The 19,949-nt window shown below is 65.7% G+C and carries 19 protein-coding genes; 11 read left to right on the top strand and 8 right to left on the bottom strand.

What is annotated here, in order from left to right; translation table 11 throughout:
• Positions 1-6: 6 nt before the first annotated feature.
• From ugpC to HB681_RS29250, 7 genes are all read right to left on the bottom strand, one after another.
• Complete coding sequence (gene ugpC / locus HB681_RS29220; protein WP_213958385.1) at positions 7-1,077, bottom strand: sn-glycerol-3-phosphate ABC transporter ATP-binding protein UgpC; 1,071 nt, start codon at positions 1,075-1,077, stop codon at positions 7-9.
• 22 nt (positions 1,078-1,099) lie between these two features.
• Entirely contained in the window at positions 1,100-1,954 is an 855-nt protein-coding gene (locus HB681_RS29225) for a carbohydrate ABC transporter permease (RefSeq protein ID WP_213958386.1), read from the bottom strand.
• Complete coding sequence (locus tag HB681_RS29230) at positions 1,951-2,823, bottom strand: sugar ABC transporter permease (RefSeq protein ID WP_213958387.1); 873 nt, start codon at positions 2,821-2,823, stop codon at positions 1,951-1,953. The genes HB681_RS29225 and HB681_RS29230 overlap by 4 nt, the downstream gene beginning before the upstream one ends.
• Positions 2,824-2,966: 143 nt before the next feature.
• Positions 2,967-4,343, bottom strand: a complete 1,377-nt coding sequence (locus HB681_RS29235) for an ABC transporter substrate-binding protein (RefSeq protein WP_213958388.1) — start codon at positions 4,341-4,343, stop codon at positions 2,967-2,969.
• An 80-nt stretch (positions 4,344-4,423) separates the two neighbouring features.
• Positions 4,424-5,167 (bottom strand): FadR/GntR family transcriptional regulator, encoded by a 744-nt coding sequence (locus HB681_RS29240; protein WP_213958389.1) that lies wholly within the window; start codon positions 5,165-5,167, stop codon positions 4,424-4,426.
• 21 nt (positions 5,168-5,188) lie between these two features.
• On the bottom strand, positions 5,189-6,133 hold the full coding sequence (locus HB681_RS29245) for a 2-hydroxyacid dehydrogenase (RefSeq protein WP_213958390.1): 945 nt from the start codon (positions 6,131-6,133) through the stop codon (positions 5,189-5,191).
• On the bottom strand, positions 6,130-7,104 hold the full coding sequence (locus tag HB681_RS29250; protein WP_213958391.1) for a tripartite tricarboxylate transporter substrate binding protein: 975 nt from the start codon (positions 7,102-7,104) through the stop codon (positions 6,130-6,132). Before HB681_RS29250 ends, HB681_RS29245 begins: the two co-directional genes overlap by 4 nt.
• A 145-nt stretch (positions 7,105-7,249) precedes the next feature.
• Between HB681_RS29250 and HB681_RS29255 the strand changes: the two genes are divergently transcribed.
• The 3 genes from HB681_RS29255 to HB681_RS29265 are packed head-to-tail and all read left to right on the top strand — an operon-like array spanning position 7,250 to position 9,549.
• Positions 7,250-8,140: a 2-dehydro-3-deoxygalactonokinase gene (locus tag HB681_RS29255; RefSeq protein ID WP_213958392.1), complete on the top strand. Its 891-nt coding sequence runs from the start codon at positions 7,250-7,252 to the stop codon at positions 8,138-8,140.
• Positions 8,137-8,775 (top strand): 2-dehydro-3-deoxy-6-phosphogalactonate aldolase, encoded by a 639-nt coding sequence (locus HB681_RS29260; protein ID WP_213958393.1) that lies wholly within the window; start codon positions 8,137-8,139, stop codon positions 8,773-8,775. Before HB681_RS29255 ends, HB681_RS29260 begins: the two co-directional genes overlap by 4 nt.
• A 9-nt stretch (positions 8,776-8,784) precedes the next feature.
• A complete protein-coding gene (locus HB681_RS29265; protein ID WP_213958394.1) occupies positions 8,785-9,549 on the top strand; it encodes an aldolase in 765 nt (254 codons plus the stop codon).
• 30 nt (positions 9,550-9,579) lie between these two features.
• Here HB681_RS29265 and HB681_RS29270 read toward each other — a convergent pair whose 3' ends face one another.
• Positions 9,580-10,593, bottom strand: coding sequence for a LacI family DNA-binding transcriptional regulator (locus HB681_RS29270; RefSeq protein WP_213958395.1), 1,014 nt, complete (start codon positions 10,591-10,593; stop codon positions 9,580-9,582).
• A gap of 111 nt (positions 10,594-10,704) precedes the next feature.
• Here HB681_RS29270 and HB681_RS29275 point away from each other — a divergent pair, with 111 nt between their 5' ends.
• The 8 genes from HB681_RS29275 to HB681_RS29310 are packed head-to-tail and all read left to right on the top strand — an operon-like array spanning position 10,705 to position 19,945.
• Complete coding sequence (locus HB681_RS29275) at positions 10,705-11,727, top strand: Gfo/Idh/MocA family oxidoreductase (protein WP_218628332.1); 1,023 nt, start codon at positions 10,705-10,707, stop codon at positions 11,725-11,727.
• An 8-nt stretch (positions 11,728-11,735) separates the two neighbouring features.
• Positions 11,736-13,427: an acyl CoA:acetate/3-ketoacid CoA transferase gene (locus HB681_RS29280; protein WP_213958396.1), complete on the top strand. Its 1,692-nt coding sequence runs from the start codon at positions 11,736-11,738 to the stop codon at positions 13,425-13,427.
• Complete coding sequence (locus tag HB681_RS29285; RefSeq protein WP_213958397.1) at positions 13,420-14,199, top strand: enoyl-CoA hydratase-related protein; 780 nt, start codon at positions 13,420-13,422, stop codon at positions 14,197-14,199. The genes HB681_RS29280 and HB681_RS29285 overlap by 8 nt, the downstream gene beginning before the upstream one ends.
• A 22-nt stretch (positions 14,200-14,221) precedes the next feature.
• Complete coding sequence (locus HB681_RS29290) at positions 14,222-15,730, top strand: aldehyde dehydrogenase family protein (protein WP_213958398.1); 1,509 nt, start codon at positions 14,222-14,224, stop codon at positions 15,728-15,730.
• Positions 15,731-15,776: 46 nt separating this feature from the next.
• Complete coding sequence (locus HB681_RS29295; RefSeq protein WP_213958399.1) at positions 15,777-17,021, top strand: ABC transporter substrate-binding protein; 1,245 nt, start codon at positions 15,777-15,779, stop codon at positions 17,019-17,021.
• Positions 17,022-17,029: 8 nt separating this feature from the next.
• A complete protein-coding gene (locus tag HB681_RS29300) occupies positions 17,030-17,896 on the top strand; it encodes a sugar ABC transporter permease (protein ID WP_213958400.1) in 867 nt (288 codons plus the stop codon).
• 43 nt (positions 17,897-17,939) lie between these two features.
• On the top strand, positions 17,940-18,797 hold the full coding sequence (locus tag HB681_RS29305) for an ABC transporter permease subunit (protein WP_213958420.1): 858 nt from the start codon (positions 17,940-17,942) through the stop codon (positions 18,795-18,797).
• A gap of 26 nt (positions 18,798-18,823) precedes the next feature.
• Positions 18,824-19,945, top strand: a complete 1,122-nt coding sequence (locus tag HB681_RS29310) for an ABC transporter ATP-binding protein (RefSeq protein WP_213958401.1) — start codon at positions 18,824-18,826, stop codon at positions 19,943-19,945.
• The last annotated feature ends 4 nt before the right edge of the window (positions 19,946-19,949 follow it).

Raw genomic sequence — 19,949 nt, forward strand, 5'->3', positions numbered from 1 at the left:
GGTCCTTCAATCCAGGCGCAAGCCGCTCGTTCCGTCGAACACATGCGCATTGGCCGGATCGAGCGCGAGGTAGACCGTGTCGTCCGGTCCCACGTCAGTACGGCCGTGCATCACCAGCACCAGCTTCTCCTGCCCCACCTGCACCAGCAGTTCGGTCTCGGCGCCGGTGGGCTCCACCACCACCACCTGCGCCGGAATGCCCTGGTTGGCTGGCGCCAGCACGAGGTCGGTGGGCCGCACGCCGTAGTGCACCGACTGGCCGTCCTTGACTTTCGCGCCGTCCGGCAGGGGCCAGTACGCGCCCTGCGCCTCGACCCAGAAGCTGCCCTCGACCTTGCGCGCCGTGCCGGCCAGCACGTTCATCGAGGGCGAGCCGATGAACTGCGCCACGAACAGGTTGCCGGGCCGGTCGAACAACTCCAGCGGCGTGCCGATCTGCTCGATGATGCCGTCGTGCATGACCACGATGCGGTCGGCCATGGTCATGGCCTCGATCTGGTCGTGCGTCACGTAGACGGTGGTGGTCTTCAGGCGCTGGTGCAGCGCCTTGATCTCGGCACGCATCGCCACGCGCAGCTTGGCGTCGAGGTTGGACAAGGGTTCGTCGAACAGGAACACCTTCGGGTCGCGCACGATGGCCCGGCCCATGGCCACGCGCTGGCGCTGGCCGCCGGAGAGTTCGCGCGGGTAGCGCCCGAGCAGCTTGTCGAGGTTGAGGATCTTCGCGGCCCTGTCCACGCGCTCGGCCGTCACGCCCTTGTCGGCATCGCGCAGGCGCAAGCTGAAGGCCATGTTCTCACCGACCGTCATGTGCGGATACAACGCATAGCTCTGGAACACCATGGCGATGTCGCGGTCCTTCGATTCGAGCTCGTTGACGACCTTGCCATCGATGAGGATCTCGCCACCGGTGATGTCCTCCAGGCCCGCGAGCATGCGCAGCAGCGTGGACTTGCCGCAGCCCGAGGGGCCGACCAGCACGACGAATTCGCCGTCGCTGATCTCGAAGCCCAGGCCCTTGAGGATGTCGGTCTTGCCGAATGATTTCTTGATATTGCGGAATGTGACGGAAGCCATTGGATCTCCTCGTTATCGTTGTTCAGCTCTTCACCGCGCCGGCGGTGAGGCCGCCGACCATGTAGCGCTTGAAGGTGTAGTAGATGGCTGCCGGCGGCAATGCGTAGATCAGGCCCGTCGTCATCAGGAGTTCCCATGGCGAATCGTCGGCGGAAAGGAAGTTGCCGAGCGCCACGGCCAGCGTCACGCTCGTGTCCTTCGATAGCAGCAGGAAGGCGAACAGGTACTCGTTCCAGGCCAGCAGCAGCGCATAGGTTCCCACGGCCACCAGCGACGGCACCATCAGCGGCAGGTAGACCAGGCGGAACAGTTGCAGCGGCGAGGCGCCGTCCATGCGCGCGGCTTCGTCGAGTTCGTACGGCAGCTTGTCGGATGCCTGCTTGAGCACCCAGATGCAGTACGGCGAAGCGATGGTCACCATGGCCAGGATCAGCGACCACTGGCTGTTGAGCAGCCCGTAGTTGCCCATGGTCTTGTACATCGGCACGGCCAGGAACGCGGCGGGGATGAAGTAGGTGAACAGCGCCATGTTCATCACCGTGCGGCCGCCGCGCACGCGCAGGCGGCTGATGGCAAAGGCGGCCGTCGTGGCGACGAACAGCGTGAGCACGCCCACCGCCACCGCGATGATCAGCGAGTTCCAGAGCTGCAGCCAGAAGTGGTTGAGGTAGAAGTGCTTCTCCCCGAACACCGTCGCGAAGTTCTGCAGCGTCGGATGCGTGGGCCACAGGTGGCCGGAGGTTGCGGAGTCTCGCGGCGAGATCGCGAACAACACCATGTGATAAACGGGGATCAGCGTCCACAGCGTGACCGGTATGCCGATGAGCAGCAGCTTGGCCTCGGTGGCGATGGCCTTGGGTGTCCAGCGCTTGCTCATTTCGACAACCTCTTCATCATGAAATAGACCAATGGAAGAACGAGAGGCATCGCCACAACGATCGACGCCATCGACAAGTCCACCTGGTCCAGCCGCAGGTAGCGAATGCCCAGCGTGGCCAGCACGTGCGTCATGTCCGCCGGGCCGCCGCCGGTCAGCAGGTAGACGCTGTTGAAGTCGCCCAGCGTCCAGATCATCGAGAGGATGGTCGATGTGAGGTACAGCGTCTTCAACGCCGGCCAGCTGATGAACTTGAATTTCTGCCACGAGGTGGCGCCGTCGACAGATGCGGCCTCGTACTGTTCGCTCGGGATCGCGAGCCGGCCCGCCACGAGGATCAGCGTCCAGAATGGCAGCGACTTCCACACGTGCATCAGCATCGCGAAGGTCAGTGCCAGCGTCGGGTCGTTGAGCCAGTTGGGCCCGTCCGCACCCGTCAGCCGGAAGATGGTCGTGTTGATCACGCCCCACTCCGGGTTGAGCATGAAGCGAACCGACAGGATGGTCGGGATCGAGGGCATGGCCCATGGCAGGATGAACAGCGCCGACACGATCTTGATCCACCAGCGCGTCTGCACGAAGAAGCCCGACAGCACCAGCGCCACGCCCATCTTGATGTTGATCGCGACCACCAGGAACACGAAGGTGTTGACCACCGAGCGCAGGAAGATCGGGTCGGCTTCCAGGTGAACGTAGCTCTGCGGATGCCGCGCCAGCCAGAGCCCGTAGCCCACCGGATACAGCACGAAGATCAGGAAGATCAAGAGGTAAGGCAGGACCATCCATCGACCCCAGGCCTGCCATCGGTCCTTTCGCTGCATGGTCGACGCACCACTCACGGTGCCGACGGCGGATGCGGTACTGCTCATACAAGCCCCCTTTTCTCTTTCAGCGTTTCAACAGATCAACGCCCCATTTCAGAAACACCGCAGGGCCGGCCTTGCCGGCCCGCGGGTGTTGTCCCCCGGGGCGTTGGAGCGGCGCGCGAAAGTGCGCGCAGCCGGGGCGAGGCTTACTTGGCGACCACCTTGATGCGCTCGATCATCTCGTCCACTGCCTTGTCGACGGGGATCTTGTCGGTCACGACGCGGCTCATCGCCTTGGCCCACACGTTCTCGTTGTTGAGAATGGTGAACTTGTAGTTCTTCGTGAATTCGAAAGTCACCGTGCCGCTGGCGTACTGGTTGAACACCGACTTGCGATGCTCGTTGGCTTGCCAGAACGGGCTGGCCTGGCCGGCCTTGGTCACCGGGAACCAGCGGCCAAGCGAGCCTTCCACGTACGGCGTCAGGTTCTCTTCCTGCAGCAGGAACTCGACGAACTCCTTCGCGCGCTTCTTGTTCTTGGCTTCCTTGAAGATCACGCCGGTCTTCACTGCCGTGCGGTACACCATCTTGCCGCCATCGGGCTTGTTGGGGAATCCGGCCGTGCGGATTCGCTCCGTGAAGTTCTTCTTGGCCTCTTCGCGCTGCTCGGGCGTGAGCGTCTGGTTGTCCATGTCGTCGAGCCACTTCGCCGCGATCGAGATGGTCGCGTTGTGCGTCATCACGGTCGTCTTGTTGTGGAACGCGACGTTGTTGTCCGGGTCCTTCCAGCTCGTCGACGAAGGCGGCGTGCAGCCCTTGGTATAGGGCGCGGTGTAGTCGGTCAGCGCGCCGACGAGGCCGGCCTTGACCTTCGGGTCGTCGACCAGCAGCTTGCCGCTGTCGTCGACCAGCTTCACGTTGTAGGCGTCCGCGAAGGTCAGGAACGAATAGAACGAGTCGCTCGAATCCACGCCCATGGGCTGGCCGATGCCGAAGGTCCGCTTGCCCGACTTCGCGCGGCTGGCCGGCTGCACCTTGTCGCACCAGAACGCCCAGTAGTCCTTCCATGCGGTCGGGATGTCCGATTCCTTGAACCCGGCTTCGGTCAGCATGTCGAGCCAATACTCGACGTGCATCGTCTGCTGCTTGATCGGGAAGGCGTAGTAGGCCTTCTGCTTGGTCTTGTCGTCATAGAGGAAGGTGGTCTCGACCGTGTTGGGCGCGAAGCGCGCCTTCATCGGGTTGATCACGCTGCTGATGTCTTCGAGCTTGTCCTCGAAGGCCCACTTGCCGGTGACCTGGAAGTCATACACGTCGGCATAGGCCACGTCGGGCGGGCTACCCGAGTCGAGCGCGGACACGGTCTTGGGGATCATGTCCTGGATCGGGTACTGCGACAGGTCGATCTTCACGTCCTTGTGCTTCTCTTCGTACTTCTTGATGGCCGCGAAGAGCGCGTCGTCCTCGGCCTTGTAGAAGCCCTTGACCCACCAGACGGTGAGCTTTTCCTGGGCGGCCGCCTGGCCGCTGGCCACGAGCCCCAGCGCAACGAGCGATGCGGCGAATAGCGGTTTCAATTTCATGGTGAGTTGTCTCCTGGATGAACGGATGCTTCGATTGCTACGGGGGGAACGGAAAAAAATCAGGTGCCGGTGACCGGGCGTCAATGGGCCTTGAGCCGTGGGGGCGGCCTGCTCAATCGCGGCAGGCGCCGGCGCGAGCCCAGCACTGCCTCGATGTCCGTGCGTGCGCCGTCGATCAGCTTGAGGACGGCGCGCTCGGCCTTCGCGGGTTCATGGGCGATGACGGCGTCCAGCACCGCGCGGTGCATCGGCAGCGAGAGCGCCGGGCCGTTGCTGCGCGTGGTGGAGATTTCGAAACTGGTGCGCAGTAGCGCATTCAGTGCCTTGCTCATCTGCGTCAGCATGCGGTTGCGCGCGGCACGCAGCAGCCCGTGATGAAAACGCAGGTCGTGGGTGACGTAGTCGCCGCCATGCTCGATGGCATTCTTCATGCCGGCATAGGCCGACTCGATTTCGCCGATGTCCTCGGCGGTGGCGCGCTCTGCGGCCAGGCGCACGGCGGCCGGCTCCACCACGCGGCGCAGGTCCTGCAGGTCGCGCAGGAACTCCGGCGTCAGGCCCACGCGCGCCTGCCAGGTGATGACGTCGGGGTCGAACCAGTTCCAGGAGTCCTGCGGCAGCACGCGGCTGCCGACCTTCGGCCCGGTCACGATCAGGCCCTTGGCGGCCAGTGCCTTGATCGCCTCGCGCACCACGGTGCGGCTCACGCCCAGTTCCTCGCCGAGGATGGGCTCCGGCGGAATGACGCCGCCCTCGCGGTAGCGACCCGCGACGATCGACTCGCCGAGCAGGTCGACCGTGTGGCCGTGAGCGTTCTTGACCATGGGGCGAGGACGCGACGGGGCTCAAGACGCGACGGGGGTCAGCAGGGGCTGGCCGGCGAAGTGCGCGCGCAGGTTGTCGAAGGTGAGCTGCCCCATGGCCTCGCGCGTCTGCCGCGTGCCGCTGCCGATGTGCGGCGTGAGCACCACGTTGTTCATCTCGCGCAGCACGGCGGGCACGTTGGGCTCGTCGACGAACACATCGAGCGCCGCGCCGGCAATGTCGCCGGCCTGCAGTGCGGCAATCAGCGCCGGCTGGTCGACGACCGTGCCGCGCGCCACGTTGATCAGGTAGCCCTGCGGGCCGAGCGCCGTCAGGACCTTTGCATCGATCATGCCGCGCGTGGCCGCGCCGCCGGGCGTGATGACGACGAGAAAGTCGACCGCCGCGGCCAACGCCTCGGCATTGGGGTAGTAGGTGTAGGGCACGCCGGCGCGCGGCGAGCGCGCCGTGTACGAGATCTCCATGCGGAAGGCCTGCGCCCTGTGCGCAATGGCCTGGCCGATGCGGCCGATGCCCACGATGCCCAGCCGCGCACCGGTGGCCTTGCGCGCCAGCGGGATCGGGCCATTGACCCACGAGCCGTTGCGCACGAAGCGGTCGGCTTGCGGAATGCGCCGCGCGATCGACAGCAGCAGGCCGATGGCCAGGTCGGCCACGTCGTCGTTCAGCACTTCCGGCGTGTTGGTCACGGGCACGCCGCGCTCATGCGCTGCCGCAACGTCGACACCGTCGTAGCCAACGCCGAAGACCGAGATCACTTCGAGCGCGGGCAGCTTGTCGATGAGTTCGCGCGGGACCTTGGCCTCGCCATTGGCGACGATGCCGCGGATGCGCGGCGCCACCGCCGCGAAGGCGTCCGGGTCGCTGACGTGGATGCGGTCATGCACCGTGTATTCGGCACGCAGCTGATCCATGAGGAAGGGCATCAGCGGCGCGACGGCCAGGACCTCGACCTTGTCGGTCATGACTTGATGCCGATCTTTTCGACCAGTTGCTTGAAGTACGCGTGGTCGCGTTCCATGGCCTTGCCGAAGGCGTCGGCGTCCAGGTAGGCAAAGCCCAGGTTGAGCTTTTCGAGCGAATCGCTCATGGCGGGATCGGCGGCTGTCTTGCGCGCTGCGTCGCGTAGCGCATTGACGATGTTGTCGGGCGTGGCCTTGGTCACCGCGAGGCCGCGCCAGGTGCCGATCGACAGGTCGATCTTGCGTTCCTTCAGCGTGGGCACCTTGTCGAAGGCCTTGAGGCGCTCGTCGGCCATCACGGCCAGTATCTTGAGCTTGCCGCCCTGCACATGCGTGGCGACTTCGGCAGGACTCACCGCCACCGCATCGATATGGCCGCCGAGCAATGCGATCACGCCCGGCGCCGCGCCCTGGAACGGCACGTGGCTGAGCTTGACGCCGGTCTTGTCCTCGAAGCCCGCGGCAGCCAGGTGCCAGATCGAGCCGTTGCCCGAATTGCCGACCTTCATCTCGCCCGGCTTGGCCTTGCACGCCGCAATGAACTCCTCGATGGTGTTCCACGGCGCATCGGCCTTGACCGTGATGGCGGCCGGGTCGGCGTTGAGGCGCGCGATCGGACGGAAATCGGCATAGGTGAACTTGGAGAGGTTCAGGTGCGGCAGGATCACCAGCTCGGCGATCACCACGCTCACCTTGTAGCCATCGGGCTTGCTGTTGAGCACCTCGCCCATGCCGATCACGCCGCTCGCACCGGGCTTGTCGTTGACGATGAAGGGCTGCGGGAAGTTCTTCTTCGCCAGCTCGGCAAAGCTGCGGGCCAATGCGTCGGTGCCGCCGCCGGCCGACGCGGGCACGATGAGCTCCACGGGCTTGCTCGGATAGTCTTCCGCGAAGGCGGCAAAGGAGGTTGGCAAGAGCATGGCGGCGAGGCCCTGCAGGACTTGGCGGCGGTGCGCCACAGGTGAGCTGTGCATGGAGATGTCCCGTTGGTTTGTCACTCGGAAACCCTAGGCCAGGGGCGGGGTTCGCGGCTTATCATATGATGATTGAAATGACCGCCGCTGCAGGGAAACCCTGAGTTGCGGCCCTCGAAAACATGCCATACGGAGACGGAAACCGATGCAATGGGTCGCGGTCGATTGGGGCACCAGCTCCTTGCGTGGAGCCTTGCTCGACGCCACCGGAAAGGTGCTTGCGGAACAGGGCCATCCACGCGGCATCCTGAGCGTTCCGGCCGGCGGGTTCCCCGATGTGTTCGAGTCGCTGTTCGCCGACTGGATGCGGCCCGAGGGCGCGCGCTGCATCATCTCGGGCATGGCCGGCAGCCAGCAGGGCTGGGTCGAGGCGCCCTACTGCGCCTGCCCCGCCGGGCTCGACGAGGTGGCCCGCAGCATCATCGAGATCCAGCCGGGCCGCATCGCGCTGGTGCCGGGCCTGCGCGACGAACATGCCGGCGTGCCGGATGTGATGCGTGGCGAGGAAGTGCAGATCTTCGGCGCCATCGCGCTCACCGGCTTGCGCGACGGGCTCTTCGTGCTGCCGGGTACGCACAACAAGTGGGCCCGCGTGAAGAACGGGCGCGTCGAAGGCTTTCGCACCTTCATGACCGGCGAGTTCTATGCGCTGCTGAGCCAGCACTCGATCCTGGCGCGCACGCTGGACGTCGATGCCCCGCTCGATGAGGCCGCCTTCCTGCAAGGCGTGACCCAGTCGGACAACGGCGAGGGACTGCTGCACAACGCCTTCGGCGCGCGCACGCTGGCCTTGTTCAGCCGCATGCCAAAGGCGCAGTTGGCCAGCTATCTCTCGGGGCTGCTCATCGGCGAGGAACTGCGCACGCAGTCGCTGCAAGCCACCGCCGAGGTGGTGCTGATCGGTTCCCCCATCCTCACCCAACGCTATGCACTGGCCATCGGCGCCGCTGGCGTCGCGACGCGCACGCTCGGCGCCGAAGCGACCTGGGCCGGACTGCATGCGCTGGCCACCCACCTGTCCCGACGCACACCATGACCGCACTCGCCACCTTCCAGGCTGCCATGCAGCAGCTCCCCCTCATCGCGATCCTGCGCGGGCTCACGCCGGCCGAGGCCGCCGACATGGGCGATGCCATCGTCGAGCCGGGCTTCCGGCTGCTCGAGGTACCGCTCAATTCACCCCGGCCGCTGGAGAGCATCGCCTCGATGCGCCAGCGCTTTCCGCAGGCGCTGGTCGGCGCGGGCACGGTGCTGAACGCGCAGCAGGTGCGCGAGGTGCATGCGGCCGGCGGGCAACTGATCGTGTCGCCCAACTTCAATGCCGAAGTGATCGCCGAGGCGGTGCGGCTCGACATGGTGTGCCTGCCCGGCGTGATGACGCCCACCGAGGCCTTCGGCGCGCTGGCCGCCGGTGCCACGGGCCTCAAGTTGTTCCCGGCCGAGCTGGCCTCGCCCGCTGTCGTGAAGGCGCTGCTGGCGGTGCTGCCGGCCGGCACGCCGCTGATGCCCGTGGGCGGCATCGCGCCGCACAACATGGGCGAGTGGCGCGCCGCGGGCGCGGCCGGCTTCGGCATCGGCTCGTCGCTCTACAAGCCCGGCAAGACGGCTGCGGCCGTGCGCGAGGACGCCACGAAGTTCGTGTCGGCCTGGGCCGGCACCATCACCGCTTGAGGAACGACCATGGTTGAAACCATCATCAAGGGCAACATCCGCGATACGCCTGAAGCCCAATACGCCCACCCCCGCGTGCGCAAGCTGCGCGAGGACCTCGCGCTGGCGCTGCGCGCGGCTGCGCACCACGACCTGTCGGAAGGTGTCTGCAATCACTTCAGCGTGCTGCTGCCCGGCGCCGCGGACCGCTACCTCATCAACCCGCGCGGGCTGCACTGGAGCGAGATCGGGCCGGACGACATCGTGCTCATCGACGTGCAGGGCAAGGTGCTCGCGGGCCGCCATCGCGTCGAGCCCACCGCCCTCTTCATCCACGGCGCGGTGCATCGCCTGACGGGCCATTCGGTGGTGCTGCATTGCCACATGCCCTATGCCACGGCGCTCACGCTGACCACCGACCGCGCGCTCGACCCCACGCTGAGCCAGAACGCGATGCGCTACATGAACCGCATCGCCATCGACACGAAATACAACGGCCTCGCGCTCGACGATGCCGAGGGCGAGCGCATTGCCAGGGCCATGGCCGGCAAGGACGTGGCCTTCCTCGCGAACCACGGCGTGATCGTGGCCGGCGCGACGGTTGCACATGCCTACGACGATCTCTACTACCTGGAACGCAGTTGCCTGCACCAGGTGATCGCGCAGCAGACCGGGCGTCCGCTCGCGCCCGTGGACGCGACGCTGGCCGCGCGCGTGGCGGCGCAGATCCAGGGGGAGCGGGAGCAGTCGGATCTGTTCTTCGAGGCGCTGCGGCGGATGTTGCCGGCGCCCTGAGAGCCGCGGTCGCTGCATCGGCGATCGCCGCTATCCAGACTGTCTCAGCACCAGCTGCGGGTCGGCCAAGTAAGTCTGACGCGCGCGCGCCGGCGCCTGAATGCGGTCCAGCAGGATCGCCGCGGCATGCTCGCCCAACTCGCCCGGGCGGATGTCGATGGTGCTCAGCGGCGGGTTGGAATGGGCCGCGTCCTGCACGTTGTCGAAGCCCATCACCGCGAAATCCTGTCCGGCGCGCAAGCCGCGTTCCCCCAATGCCGACAGTGCGCCGAAAGCGACCACATCGTTGTAGCAGACGGCCGCGGTCGGTCGCGGCTTCTTGTCCAGCAGCGCGCCCATGGTTTCAGAACCGCCCTGGCGCGTGGGCTGGCACGGCACCAGCAGTTCCTCGTCGAACTCGATCTTGCGTTCGGCCAGCGCCGCCCTGAAGCCCTTCAGCCGCTGCTCGAGCACGACGCCGGTGCGCCCACCCAGGAAACCGATGCGTGTGTGCCCCGCATCGAGCAGGTGCCTGGTTGCCGTGTAGATCCCGCGCTCGTTGTCCGCGCCCGCAAAGTCATATTTACCGGGTCCCAGGGTGCGGACCATGACAACCAGTGGCATGCCCCAGGACTCGACTTCCTTCGTCAGCGTCCGGGGCGTGCCATAGGCCGGGCACAGGACGATGCCTGCGGCGCCCTGCTCCCGCATGGTTCGCAAGACAGTGTTCTGCCGCTCGACGTCCTCGGCGGTGTGCGCCATCAGGACGATGTACCCGGCCTCCACGAGCCTGCGCTCGACCCCCACCAGGATCTCCGCGAAAAATGGATTGCTGAGGTCGTTGACGATGACGCCGATGGTCTTTGAGGTCCTGCCGCGAAGTTCTCCGGCACGGCTGTTGTAGACGTACCCGATCTTGCGCGCCGCCTCGCGCACCCGCTCGGCCGTCTCGGCCGGAATCAACGGGCTGTTCTTCAGCACCAGCGAGACGGTGGACTTGGAAACCTCCGCCGCAGCCGCGACGTCGAGGATCGTGACTGCCCGTGGCGAGTTTGCTTTGCTCATGGTGATCTCTAGGTGTTTTCCCGCACTTAAATAAAAGCGCTTGATCTTTTACTGGAACGTTCCAATAATTCATTCAACCGTTCCAACAAATGTAGCCGCAAAGGGGACAACATGGACAGCAAAGCAGTGACCGGATGGGGCCTGATCGGGGCCAGCACGATCGCCTCCGAGTACATGATCGAGGCGATCCGCGCACAGCAAGGGCATAAGGTCGTGGCAGTCGCGAGCAGCAACGCCGATCGCGCCAAGGACTTCGCCGCAAGGCACGTGATCGCCGGGGCGTACGACAGCGTCGCGAAGTTGCTGGCCGACCCGGCCGTGCAAGTCGTCTACATCAGCACGACGAACGAGTTGCACCGCGACCAGGTGATCGCTGCAGCGGCTGCCGGCAAGCACGTGCTCTGCGAGAAGCCGCTGGCACTGAAGCTGGACGACGCCCGGAAGATGGTCGGTGCCTGTGCGGACGCTGGCGTGGTGATGGCCACCAACCACCACCTGCGCAATGCAGCCACGCATCGCAAGATCCGCGAACTGATCCAGGCCGGCGCAATCGGTCGCCCCCTCTTCGCCCGCGTGTTCCACGCCGTCTACCTGCCACCGCATCTGCAGGGCTGGCGCATCGACAAGCCCGCCGCCGGCGGCGGCGTCATCCTCGACATTGCCGTGCATGACGCAGACACGCTGCGCTTCATCCTCGGCGCCGAGCCGGTCGAGGCGGTCGGCATCTCCCAGTCCGCTTCGCTGGCCCGCGAAGGCCTGGAAGACGGCGTGATGGCCGTGCTTCGCTTCGACAACGGCGTCGTGGCGCAACTGCACGACGCCTTCACCGTGCCCTTCGCCGGAACCGGCATCGAGATCCACGGCGACAAGGGTTCAGTGATCGGCCGCAATGTCATGACCCAGAAGCCGGTCGGCGAGGTGCTTCTGCGCGACGCACAGGGCGAGCGCGCCGTGCCGGTCGAACATGAAAGCCTCTACGCACGCGGCGTGGCGCGCTTCTGCGCGGCCCTCCGCGGCGAAGGCGAACCGGCAGCAACTGCCCTCGACGGCGTGCGTTCCCTCGCCACGGCACTGGCCATCGCCGAAGCCTGCCAAGGCGGCAAGACCGTCCGAGTGGCTCCTCTCCAACCTTAGGAAACTCCATGAAAAAAGTGATCACCGCCGAGCAGGCGGCGGGATTGGTGCGCTCCGGCGATGTCGTGAGCATCAGTTCCTCCAGCGGTCTCGGCTGCCCCGACAAGGTATTGGCCGCCATCGGCGCGCGCTTCGACAAGGAAGGCCAGCCCCGCAACCTGACGACGCTGAACCCGATTGCCGCCGGCGACATGTACGGCATCAAGGGCATCGACCACATCGCCAAGCCGGGGCTGCTGTCGCGCGTGCTGGCGGGTTCGTATCCGAGCGGCCCCTCCTCCTTGCCGATGCCCGCCATCTGGCACTTGGTGGTCGACAACCAGATCGAGGCCTACAACATCCCGAGCGGCATCCTCTACGACATGCACCGGGATGCCGCCGCCAAGCGCCCGGGCGTGCTGACCAAGGTCGGCCTCGGCACCTTCGTCGATCCGCAGTTCCAGGGCTGCGCGATGAACGAGGCCGCTGCCGCCAACCCGGTCGTGCGCAAGGAAAGCTTCGACGGCCAGGAATGGCTCTACTTCCCGGCCATCGTGCCTGACGTGGCGATCATCCGCGCCACCACGGCCGACGAGCACGGCAACCTGACCTACGAACACGAAGGCGCGCTGCTCGGCGGGCTCGACCAGGCACTGGCCGCACGCAACAACGGCGGCATCGTCATCGCCCAGGTCAAGCGTGTCGTCAAGGAAGGCAGCCTGCGTCCGCACGACGTGCATGTGCCACGCAACCTGGTCGACTACATCGTGGTCGATGCGGACCAGTGGCAGACGACGCAGACGCCTTACGACCCGGCCATCAGCGGAGAGATCGCACAGCCTCTGGCGACCTTCGAGCCGCAAGCGTGGAGCGCCGAGAAAGTCATCTCCCGCCGCGCAGCGATGGAACTGGCGCACGGCCACGCGGTGAACCTCGGCTTCGGCATTTCGGCCAACGTGCCGCGCATCCTGCTCGAGGAAGGCCTGCACGGCGAAGTGACCTGGGCCATCGAGCAAGGCGCCGTCGGCGGCATGCCGCTGCTCGGCTTCGCCTTCGGCTGCGCATCGAACGCAGACGCGATCATGGCCTCGCCGAACCAGTTCACCTACTTCCAGGGCGGCGGCTTCGACGTGACCCTGCTGTCCTTCCTGCAGGTCGATGGCAACGGCAGCGTCAACGTCTCGAAGCTGGGCGCCAAGCCCTACCTCACCGCAGGCTGCGGCGGCTTTGTCGACATCACCGCGCATGCGCGGCGCATCGTGTTCTCGGGATTCTTCACGGCGGGCGCGAAGCTGGAAGTCGGCAACGGCAAGCTGACCATCCTCAAGGAAGGCAAGACCCGCAAGTTCGTCCAGTCGGCCGAGCACATCACCTTCAGCGGTGTGGTCGGACGCCAGCGCGGCCAGCGCGTGACCTACGTCACCGAGCGCTGCGTGATCGACCTGGAGGACGACGCGCTGGTGGTGCGCGAGATCGCGCCCGGCATCGACCTGCAGCGCGACGTGCTGGACCAGGCGGAGATCCCGCTGCGGGTCGCGAAGGACCTGCGTGTGATGAACCCCGCGTTGTTCACCGATGCGCCGTTCGGTCTTCGGCTCAAGGCGGAGGAAGTGCGTCGGGGTACATCGCTTCCGATTGCGAAGGATACGCGCCCGCTGGATGCCACGTCGAGTCCTTCGGTGGCCAAGGAAGTCCTGGTGGCGGAGTTGCACCGTGGCTGAGTCCTTGATCCAGCTCGAGCGCGACGGGTTTGTTGCGACCGTCATCCTGAACCGCCCATCCAAGCTCAACTCGCTGACGCCAGCCATGCTGGACCAGTTGGAGCTGGTTGCCCGTCAACTGGATGCCGACACCAGCGTGCGCGTGGTCATCCTCCTGGGCGGCGGCGAGAAGGCCTTCTGCGTGGGAGCCGACATCAACGAATGGGCCGCACTGCAACCGCTCGACATGTGGCGCCGCTGGGTGCGCCGTGGTCACCAGGTCTTCGACCAGTGGGCCCGTCTTCGCCAACCCGTCATCACCGCCATCAATGGGCACGCCTTCGGTGGCGGGCTGGAACTCGCGATCACGGGGGACATCCGCATTGCCGTCGAAGGCGCGCAGTTCGCGTTGCCCGAAGCCTCCATTGCGACTTGCCCGGGCTGGTCAGGTACGCAGCGGCTCGTGCAGCTGATCGGTGCGAGCCGTGCCAAGTACCTGGCCTTGAGCGGAGTGCGCCAGACGGCCGCGGACGCGCTGGGCGCCGGCCTCGTCCACGAAGTGGTGCCCGCGGCGCAACTCAGGGACTGCGCCGCTGCGCTGGCCCGCGAGATGACAACCAAGGCACCCGTCTCCCTGCAACTCACCAAGCAACTCATCAACGCCGCCGCCGGCGAAGACACCGCCGCCACGCTGGAAGCCATGGCCGGTGCACTCGCTGCCACCACGCAAGACGCCACAGAAGGCATCCGGAGCTTTCGCGAGAAGCGCGCAGCCAGCTTCGCCGGCCTCTGACCCACCGACACAGGACAACCCCATGAGCACTTCCACCCTCTCCCCCACCGAGGCGCTGACCCGCGCGCCCTACCAAGGCAAGCTGCTGATCGACGGCGCCTGGTCCGACGCCGCCGATGGCTCGACGCTCGATCGCAAGTCGCCTGCCCATGACACGCTGGTGGCGGTATACGCCCAGGCCGGCGCAGCCGATGCGAAGCGGGCCATCGCCGCCGCGCGCCACGCCTTCGACAAGGGCCCATGGCCTCGCATGAAGGGTGCGGAGCGCGCCCGCATCCTGCGCGCCGTGGCTGAGGGCATCCTGTCGCGCAAGCATGAACTGGCGCTGATGGAGACGCTGGAAAACGGCAAGCCGATGGCCCAGTCGCTGGCCGAGATCGAAGGCGCGGCCGACCTGTGGCACTACGCCGCGACGCTGGCGCGCAACCTGCACGGCGACAGCTACAACACGCTCGGCGAGAACACCCTCGGCGTCGTGCTGCGCGAGCCGATCGGGGTGGTCAGCATCATCACGCCCTGGAACTTCCCGTTCCTCATCGTCAGCCAGAAGCTGCCATTCGCGCTGGCCGCCGGCTGCACCACCATCGTCAAGCCTGCCGAGGTGACATCCGGCACCACCGTGATGCTCGGCGAAATCCTCCAGGCCGCCGGCGTGCCCGGCGGCGTCGTGAACATCCTGGTCGGTCGCGGCAGCGTGGTCGGCGAAGTGATGGTGACGCATCCCGATGTCGACATGCTGTCCTTCACCGGCTCGACGGCGATCGGCAAGCAGGCGGTAGCCAAGTCGGCCCAGACCCTGAAGAAGGTCTCGATGGAACTGGGCGGCAAGAACCCGCAGATCATCTTCCCCGATTGCGACTGGGATGCCGCCGTCGACGCGGCCGTGTACGGCATCTACTTCAATGCCGGCCAGTGCTGCAACAGTGGCAGCCGCATCCTCGTGCACGAGTCGATTGCGCAACGCTTCACCGCGGCCGTGGTCGAACGCTCGAAGCTCGTCAAGGTCGGCGACCCGCTCACGCCTGGCATGCAGGTCGGCGCGATCACGACCGACAAGCAACTCGAGACGATCCTCTCCCACGTCGAGGGCGCCCGCCGCGGCGGCGCCATCGTTGCACTCGGCGGCTCGCGCATCGACACGACCGGCATGTACGTCGAACCCACCGTCGTGACAGGCGTCACCCGCGACATGGCCATCGCCAGGGAGGAAGTCTTCGGCCCGGTGCTGGCGGTCCTGAGCTTCAAGGATCTCGACGACGCGGTAGACCTCGCCAACGGCACGCTCTACGGCCTGTCGGCTGCTGTCTGGAGCCAGGACTTCAGCACTTGCCTCAACGCCGCGCGCCGCATCAAGGCCGGCACGGTCTGGGTCAACACCTTCCTGGAGGGCCATGCCGAACTGCCCTTCGGCGGCTACCACGAAAGCGGCATCGGCCGCGAACTCGGCCGCTTCGCGACCGAGGACTACACCGAGACCAAGACCCTGCACATGCACCTCGGCGGCCGCACCGACTGGTACCTGCCGCGCTGACATCCCACCCGCCACTTCCACCACCCTCACCCATCCGGAGACCACCATGAAGAAGCAACTCATCAGCCTCGCGATCGCGACGACCCTTGCGGCTCCCGCACTGGCCCAGCAACAGAGCGTGGAGGTCCTCCATTGGTGGACTTCCGGCGGCGAAGCCTCGGCCCTCAACGTGCTCAAGACCACGCTCGAGAAGCAGGGCGTGACCTGGAACGACATGCCCGTTGCCGGCGGCGGCGGCGAGGCGGCCATGACGGCCGTGCGCGCACGCGTCACCGCGGGCAACCCGCCGACTGCCGTCCAGCTGCTCGGTTTCGACGTACAGGACTGGGCCAAGCAAGGCGTGCTGGCCGACCTGAACGACATGGCGGCCAAGGGCAACTGGGACAAGGTCGTTCCGCCGCAGCTGCAGAAGTTCACCAAGTACAACGGCAAGTGGATCGCCGTGCCGGTCAACCTCCACACGACCAACTGGGTCTGGGCCAACAAGGACGTCCTCGCCAAGGCTGGCGTGACCAGCGAACCCAAGGACTTCGACGAGTTCATCGCCAGCGCCGAGAAGGTGCAAAAGGCCGGCTTCATCGCGATCGCGCACGGCGGCCAGCCGTGGCAGGACGCGACAGTCTTCGACAGCGTCGTGCTGTCCACCGGCGGCGTCGACTACTACAGGAAGGCCTTCATCGACCTGGACACCAAGACGCTCGGCTCGCCCACCACGCTGAAGGTGTTCCAGCGCATGTCGCAGATCCGCAAGCTGGTCGACAAGGACTTCTCGGGTCGTGACTGGAACGTCGCCTCGGGCCTGGTCATCAGCGGCAAGGCCGGCTTCCAGATCATGGGCGACTGGGCCAAGGGCGAGTTCGTGAATGCGAAGAAGGTGCCGGGCAAGGACTTCTATTGCTATCGCTTCCCCGGCACGCAGGGCACGGCCGCATTCAACACCGACAACTTCGCGATGTTCAAGCTGGGCGACCCGGCAAAGACCGCCGCGCAGATGAAGATGGCCGCGGACGTCATGGATCCCTCGTTCCAGTCCTCCTTCAACGTCATCAAGGGCGCAGCCCCCGCACGCAACGATGTGTCGGACGCGGCCTTCGACGACTGCGGCAAGAAAGCCATCAAGGACGCCGCCGAGGCCAGCAAGAACAACACGCTGGTCGGCTCCATCGCACACGGGCATGCGGTTCCGGCCTCGATGAAGAGCGCCTTCTATGACGTGATCACGCGCCACTTCAACGGCCAGATCGACGACAGGAAGGCCGTCGCCGAGCTGGTGTCCGCGGCCAGGAACTGAGCCCTGCCATGAAAGCCGGTGTCCTTCCCAAGTTGCTGTTCAGTCCCAGCGCGTTTCTCGTGCTGGTGTGCGTGTACGGCTACATCATGTTCACGGTCTACCTGTCCTTCACGACGTCGACGATGCTGCCGACGTCCGAGCTGGCAGGCACGGCCAACTACACGCGACTGCTTGGGTTGGAGAACTGGCAAGTCTCCCTGTCCAACCTCGCGACCTTCGCAAGCCTCTACATCATCATCGCGATGGTGATGGGTTTGGGCCTCGCGATCCTGATCGACCAGAAGATCCGCTCCGAGAGCGCCTTCCGTTCGATCTTCCTGTACCCGATGGCGCTGTCCTTCATCGTCACCGGCACGGCCTGGAAGTGGCTGCTGGACCCGGGCGTCGGGCTGGAGCGCTCGATCCACCTGCTGGGTTGGGAGAGCTTCTCCTTCACCTGGATCAAGGACAGCGAGATGGCGATCTACTGCGTCGTGATCGCAGCCGTCTGGCAGACCAGCGGCTTCGTGATGGCGATGTTCCTGGCCGGGCTGCGTGGCGTCGATACCGAGCAGGTCAACGCGGCCAGGGTCGACGGCGCGAAGACCTGGCAGGTCTACCTGCGCATCATCCTGCCGCAGCTCGGCCCGGTGTTTGTCTCGGCCTTCGTGATCCTGGCGCACATGGCCATCAAGTCCTATGACCTGGTCATTGCCCTGACCAACGGCGGCCCCGGCCGCTCCACCTGGCTGCCGTCGGTGTTCATGTACCAGTACACCTTCACCCGCAACGAGATGGCGGTCGGCGCCGCGAGTTCGGTACTGATGTTGCTGGCCATCGGCGTGGTCGTGCTCCCCTACCTCTTCAGTGAAATGCGGAAGGTCAAAAATGGCTAATGCAACTGCCCATCCGGTCGTGCACCTGCACGGCGCCAGCGGCATCGCGCCCAGGCTGGACATCGCACGCATCGCGCTCTACGTCGTCCTGTTGGTGTTTGCGGTGGCGTTCCTGATGCCCGTCTACGTGATGGCCGTCAACTCGTTCAAGCCGCTGGACGAGATCCGCACCGGCAACATGATGTCCCTGCCCATCGACTGGACCATCGCACCATGGCTGAGCGCCTGGAGCACGGCGCAGATCGGCGTGCAGCCGACGGGCCTGAGGCCCTTCTTCATCAACTCCTTCCTGCTGGTGATTCCGTCGGTGGTGCTGTCGACGCTGATCGGTGCGCTGAACGGCTACATCCTGACCCAGTTCAGGTTCAGGGGTTCGAACCTGATGTTCGCGGCGATGCTGTTCTCGGTGTTCATCCCGTTCCAGATCGTGCTGATCCCGATGGCCAAGACGCTGGGCTTCCTGGGGCTCGCCGGTACGGTGAAGGGCCTGATCTTCGTGAACACGGTGTACGGCATCGGCTTCACGACGCTGTTCTTCCGCAACTACTACGCGGCCTTTCCGGCGGAGCTGATCCGCTCGGCCCGCATGGATGGCGCCGGCTTCTTCGGTGTGATGGGCCGCATCCTGCTGCCCAACAGCACGCCGATCATCGTCGTCACCGTGATCTGGCAGTTCACCAACATCTGGAACGAGTTCCTCTTCGGCGCGTCCTTCAGCGACTTCAGCTCCTACCCGCTCACGGTGGCGTTGAACAACCTGGTCAACAGCAGCACCGGGGTCAAGGAATACAACGTTCATTTCGCCGGCGCCTTCATCGCAGCCATTCCAACGCTCGTCGTGTACCTCGTGTCCGGCAAGTATTTCGTTCGCGGCCTCATGGCCGGCTCGGTCAAGGGCTGAACGCCCGGACCTCCCAGGAGATAAGCATGGCATCCCTCGACCTCGTCAACGTGCAGAAGAGCTTCGGCCCCGTCAAGATCCTGCACGACATTTCCATCAGCCTCCAGGACGGCGAGTTCCTCGTCCTCGTCGGCCCGTCGGGTTGCGGCAAGAGCACCCTCATGAACATCATTGCCGGGCTCGAAGAGCCGACCGCCGGCACTCTGAGCCTCCAGGGCCGCGACATCACGACGGTTGCGCCGGCAGAGCGAAACATCTCGATGGTGTTCCAGTCTTATGCGCTCTATCCGAACATGACGGTCGCCAAGAACATCGAGTTCCCGCTCGAGATGCGCAAGGTCGAGAAGTCGGCGCGGGCCGAGCGGGTCAAGTCGGTGTCGAAGCTGCTCCAGATCGAGCACCTGCTGGACCGCAAGCCGCGCCAGCTTTCGGGTGGCCAGCGACAACGCGTGGCCATCGGCCGGGCGCTGGCGCGCGAGCCGCAGCTCTATCTCTTCGACGAACCCCTCTCGAACCTCGACGCGCAATTGCGGGTCGACATGCGCACCGAGATCAAGAAGCTGCACCAGCGGCTGAAGGCGACCATCGTCTACGTGACGCATGACCAGATCGAGGCGATGACGCTGGCCACGCGCATTGCGGTGATGAAGGGTGGCGTGCTGCAACAGCTCGGCACGCCGTACGAGGTCTACAACCGGCCTGCCAACACCTTTGTCGCGAGCTTCATGGGTTCGCCCCGCATGAACCTGGTCAAGGCGCGGGTGACCGGAACGGGCGGCGGCCTGGGCCTGGACATCCAGGCCGGCAACAGCCCACGCGCGAGCATTCCGCTGCCACCTTCCGTGGCACCGGCGGGGTTGCAGGCCTATGCCGGCCAGGAAGTCATCGCCGGCATCCGTGCCGAGGCCGTCAGCCTGGCGCGGGACGGCATGGTCGCGGGGCCGATGCACTGCTTCGTCGATGCGCGCGTCGAAGTCATCGAGCCCACCGGCGCCGACACGCTGGTCGTGCTGAACCTCGGCGGAAGCGAGTTCACGGTGCGCCTGGAGCCCGACGCGCCGCTCAAGCCCGAGCAGGACGCGCGCTTCCTGGTCGACCTGTCGAAGCTCGTGTGCTTCGATGCGAAGAGCGAATCGCTGATCGCGTGACCGC

Source organism: Variovorax sp. dw_954, from assembly GCF_018449755.1.
Classification (GTDB): domain Bacteria; phylum Pseudomonadota; class Gammaproteobacteria; order Burkholderiales; family Burkholderiaceae_C; genus Variovorax.

What these genes read in the sequence shown, in the direction of transcription:
- HB681_RS29300 (WP_213958400.1), top strand. Translation starts at nt 17,030, where the DNA reads ATGAAAGCCGGTGTCCTTCCCAAGTTGCTGTTCAGTCCCAGCGCGTTT.
- HB681_RS29275 (WP_218628332.1), top strand. Translation starts at nt 10,705, where the DNA reads ATGGACAGCAAAGCAGTGACCGGATGGGGCCTGATCGGGGCCAGCACG.
- HB681_RS29245 (WP_213958390.1), bottom strand. Translation starts at nt 6,133, where the DNA reads ATGACCGACAAGGTCGAGGTCCTGGCCGTCGCGCCGCTGATGCCCTTC.
- HB681_RS29235 (WP_213958388.1), bottom strand. Translation starts at nt 4,343, where the DNA reads ATGAAATTGAAACCGCTATTCGCCGCATCGCTCGTTGCGCTGGGGCTC.
- HB681_RS29310 (WP_213958401.1), top strand. Translation starts at nt 18,824, where the DNA reads ATGGCATCCCTCGACCTCGTCAACGTGCAGAAGAGCTTCGGCCCCGTC.
- ugpC (WP_213958385.1), bottom strand. Translation starts at nt 1,077, where the DNA reads ATGGCTTCCGTCACATTCCGCAATATCAAGAAATCATTCGGCAAGACC.
- HB681_RS29230 (WP_213958387.1), bottom strand. Translation starts at nt 2,823, where the DNA reads ATGAGCAGTACCGCATCCGCCGTCGGCACCGTGAGTGGTGCGTCGACC.
- HB681_RS29250 (WP_213958391.1), bottom strand. Translation starts at nt 7,104, where the DNA reads ATGCACAGCTCACCTGTGGCGCACCGCCGCCAAGTCCTGCAGGGCCTC.
- HB681_RS29295 (WP_213958399.1), top strand. Translation starts at nt 15,777, where the DNA reads ATGAAGAAGCAACTCATCAGCCTCGCGATCGCGACGACCCTTGCGGCT.
- HB681_RS29265 (WP_213958394.1), top strand. Translation starts at nt 8,785, where the DNA reads ATGGTTGAAACCATCATCAAGGGCAACATCCGCGATACGCCTGAAGCC.
- HB681_RS29270 (WP_213958395.1), bottom strand. Translation starts at nt 10,593, where the DNA reads ATGAGCAAAGCAAACTCGCCACGGGCAGTCACGATCCTCGACGTCGCG.
- HB681_RS29255 (WP_213958392.1), top strand. Translation starts at nt 7,250, where the DNA reads ATGCAATGGGTCGCGGTCGATTGGGGCACCAGCTCCTTGCGTGGAGCC.
- HB681_RS29225 (WP_213958386.1), bottom strand. Translation starts at nt 1,954, where the DNA reads ATGAGCAAGCGCTGGACACCCAAGGCCATCGCCACCGAGGCCAAGCTG.
- HB681_RS29240 (WP_213958389.1), bottom strand. Translation starts at nt 5,167, where the DNA reads ATGGTCAAGAACGCTCACGGCCACACGGTCGACCTGCTCGGCGAGTCG.
- HB681_RS29260 (WP_213958393.1), top strand. Translation starts at nt 8,137, where the DNA reads ATGACCGCACTCGCCACCTTCCAGGCTGCCATGCAGCAGCTCCCCCTC.
- HB681_RS29280 (WP_213958396.1), top strand. Translation starts at nt 11,736, where the DNA reads ATGAAAAAAGTGATCACCGCCGAGCAGGCGGCGGGATTGGTGCGCTCC.
- HB681_RS29290 (WP_213958398.1), top strand. Translation starts at nt 14,222, where the DNA reads ATGAGCACTTCCACCCTCTCCCCCACCGAGGCGCTGACCCGCGCGCCC.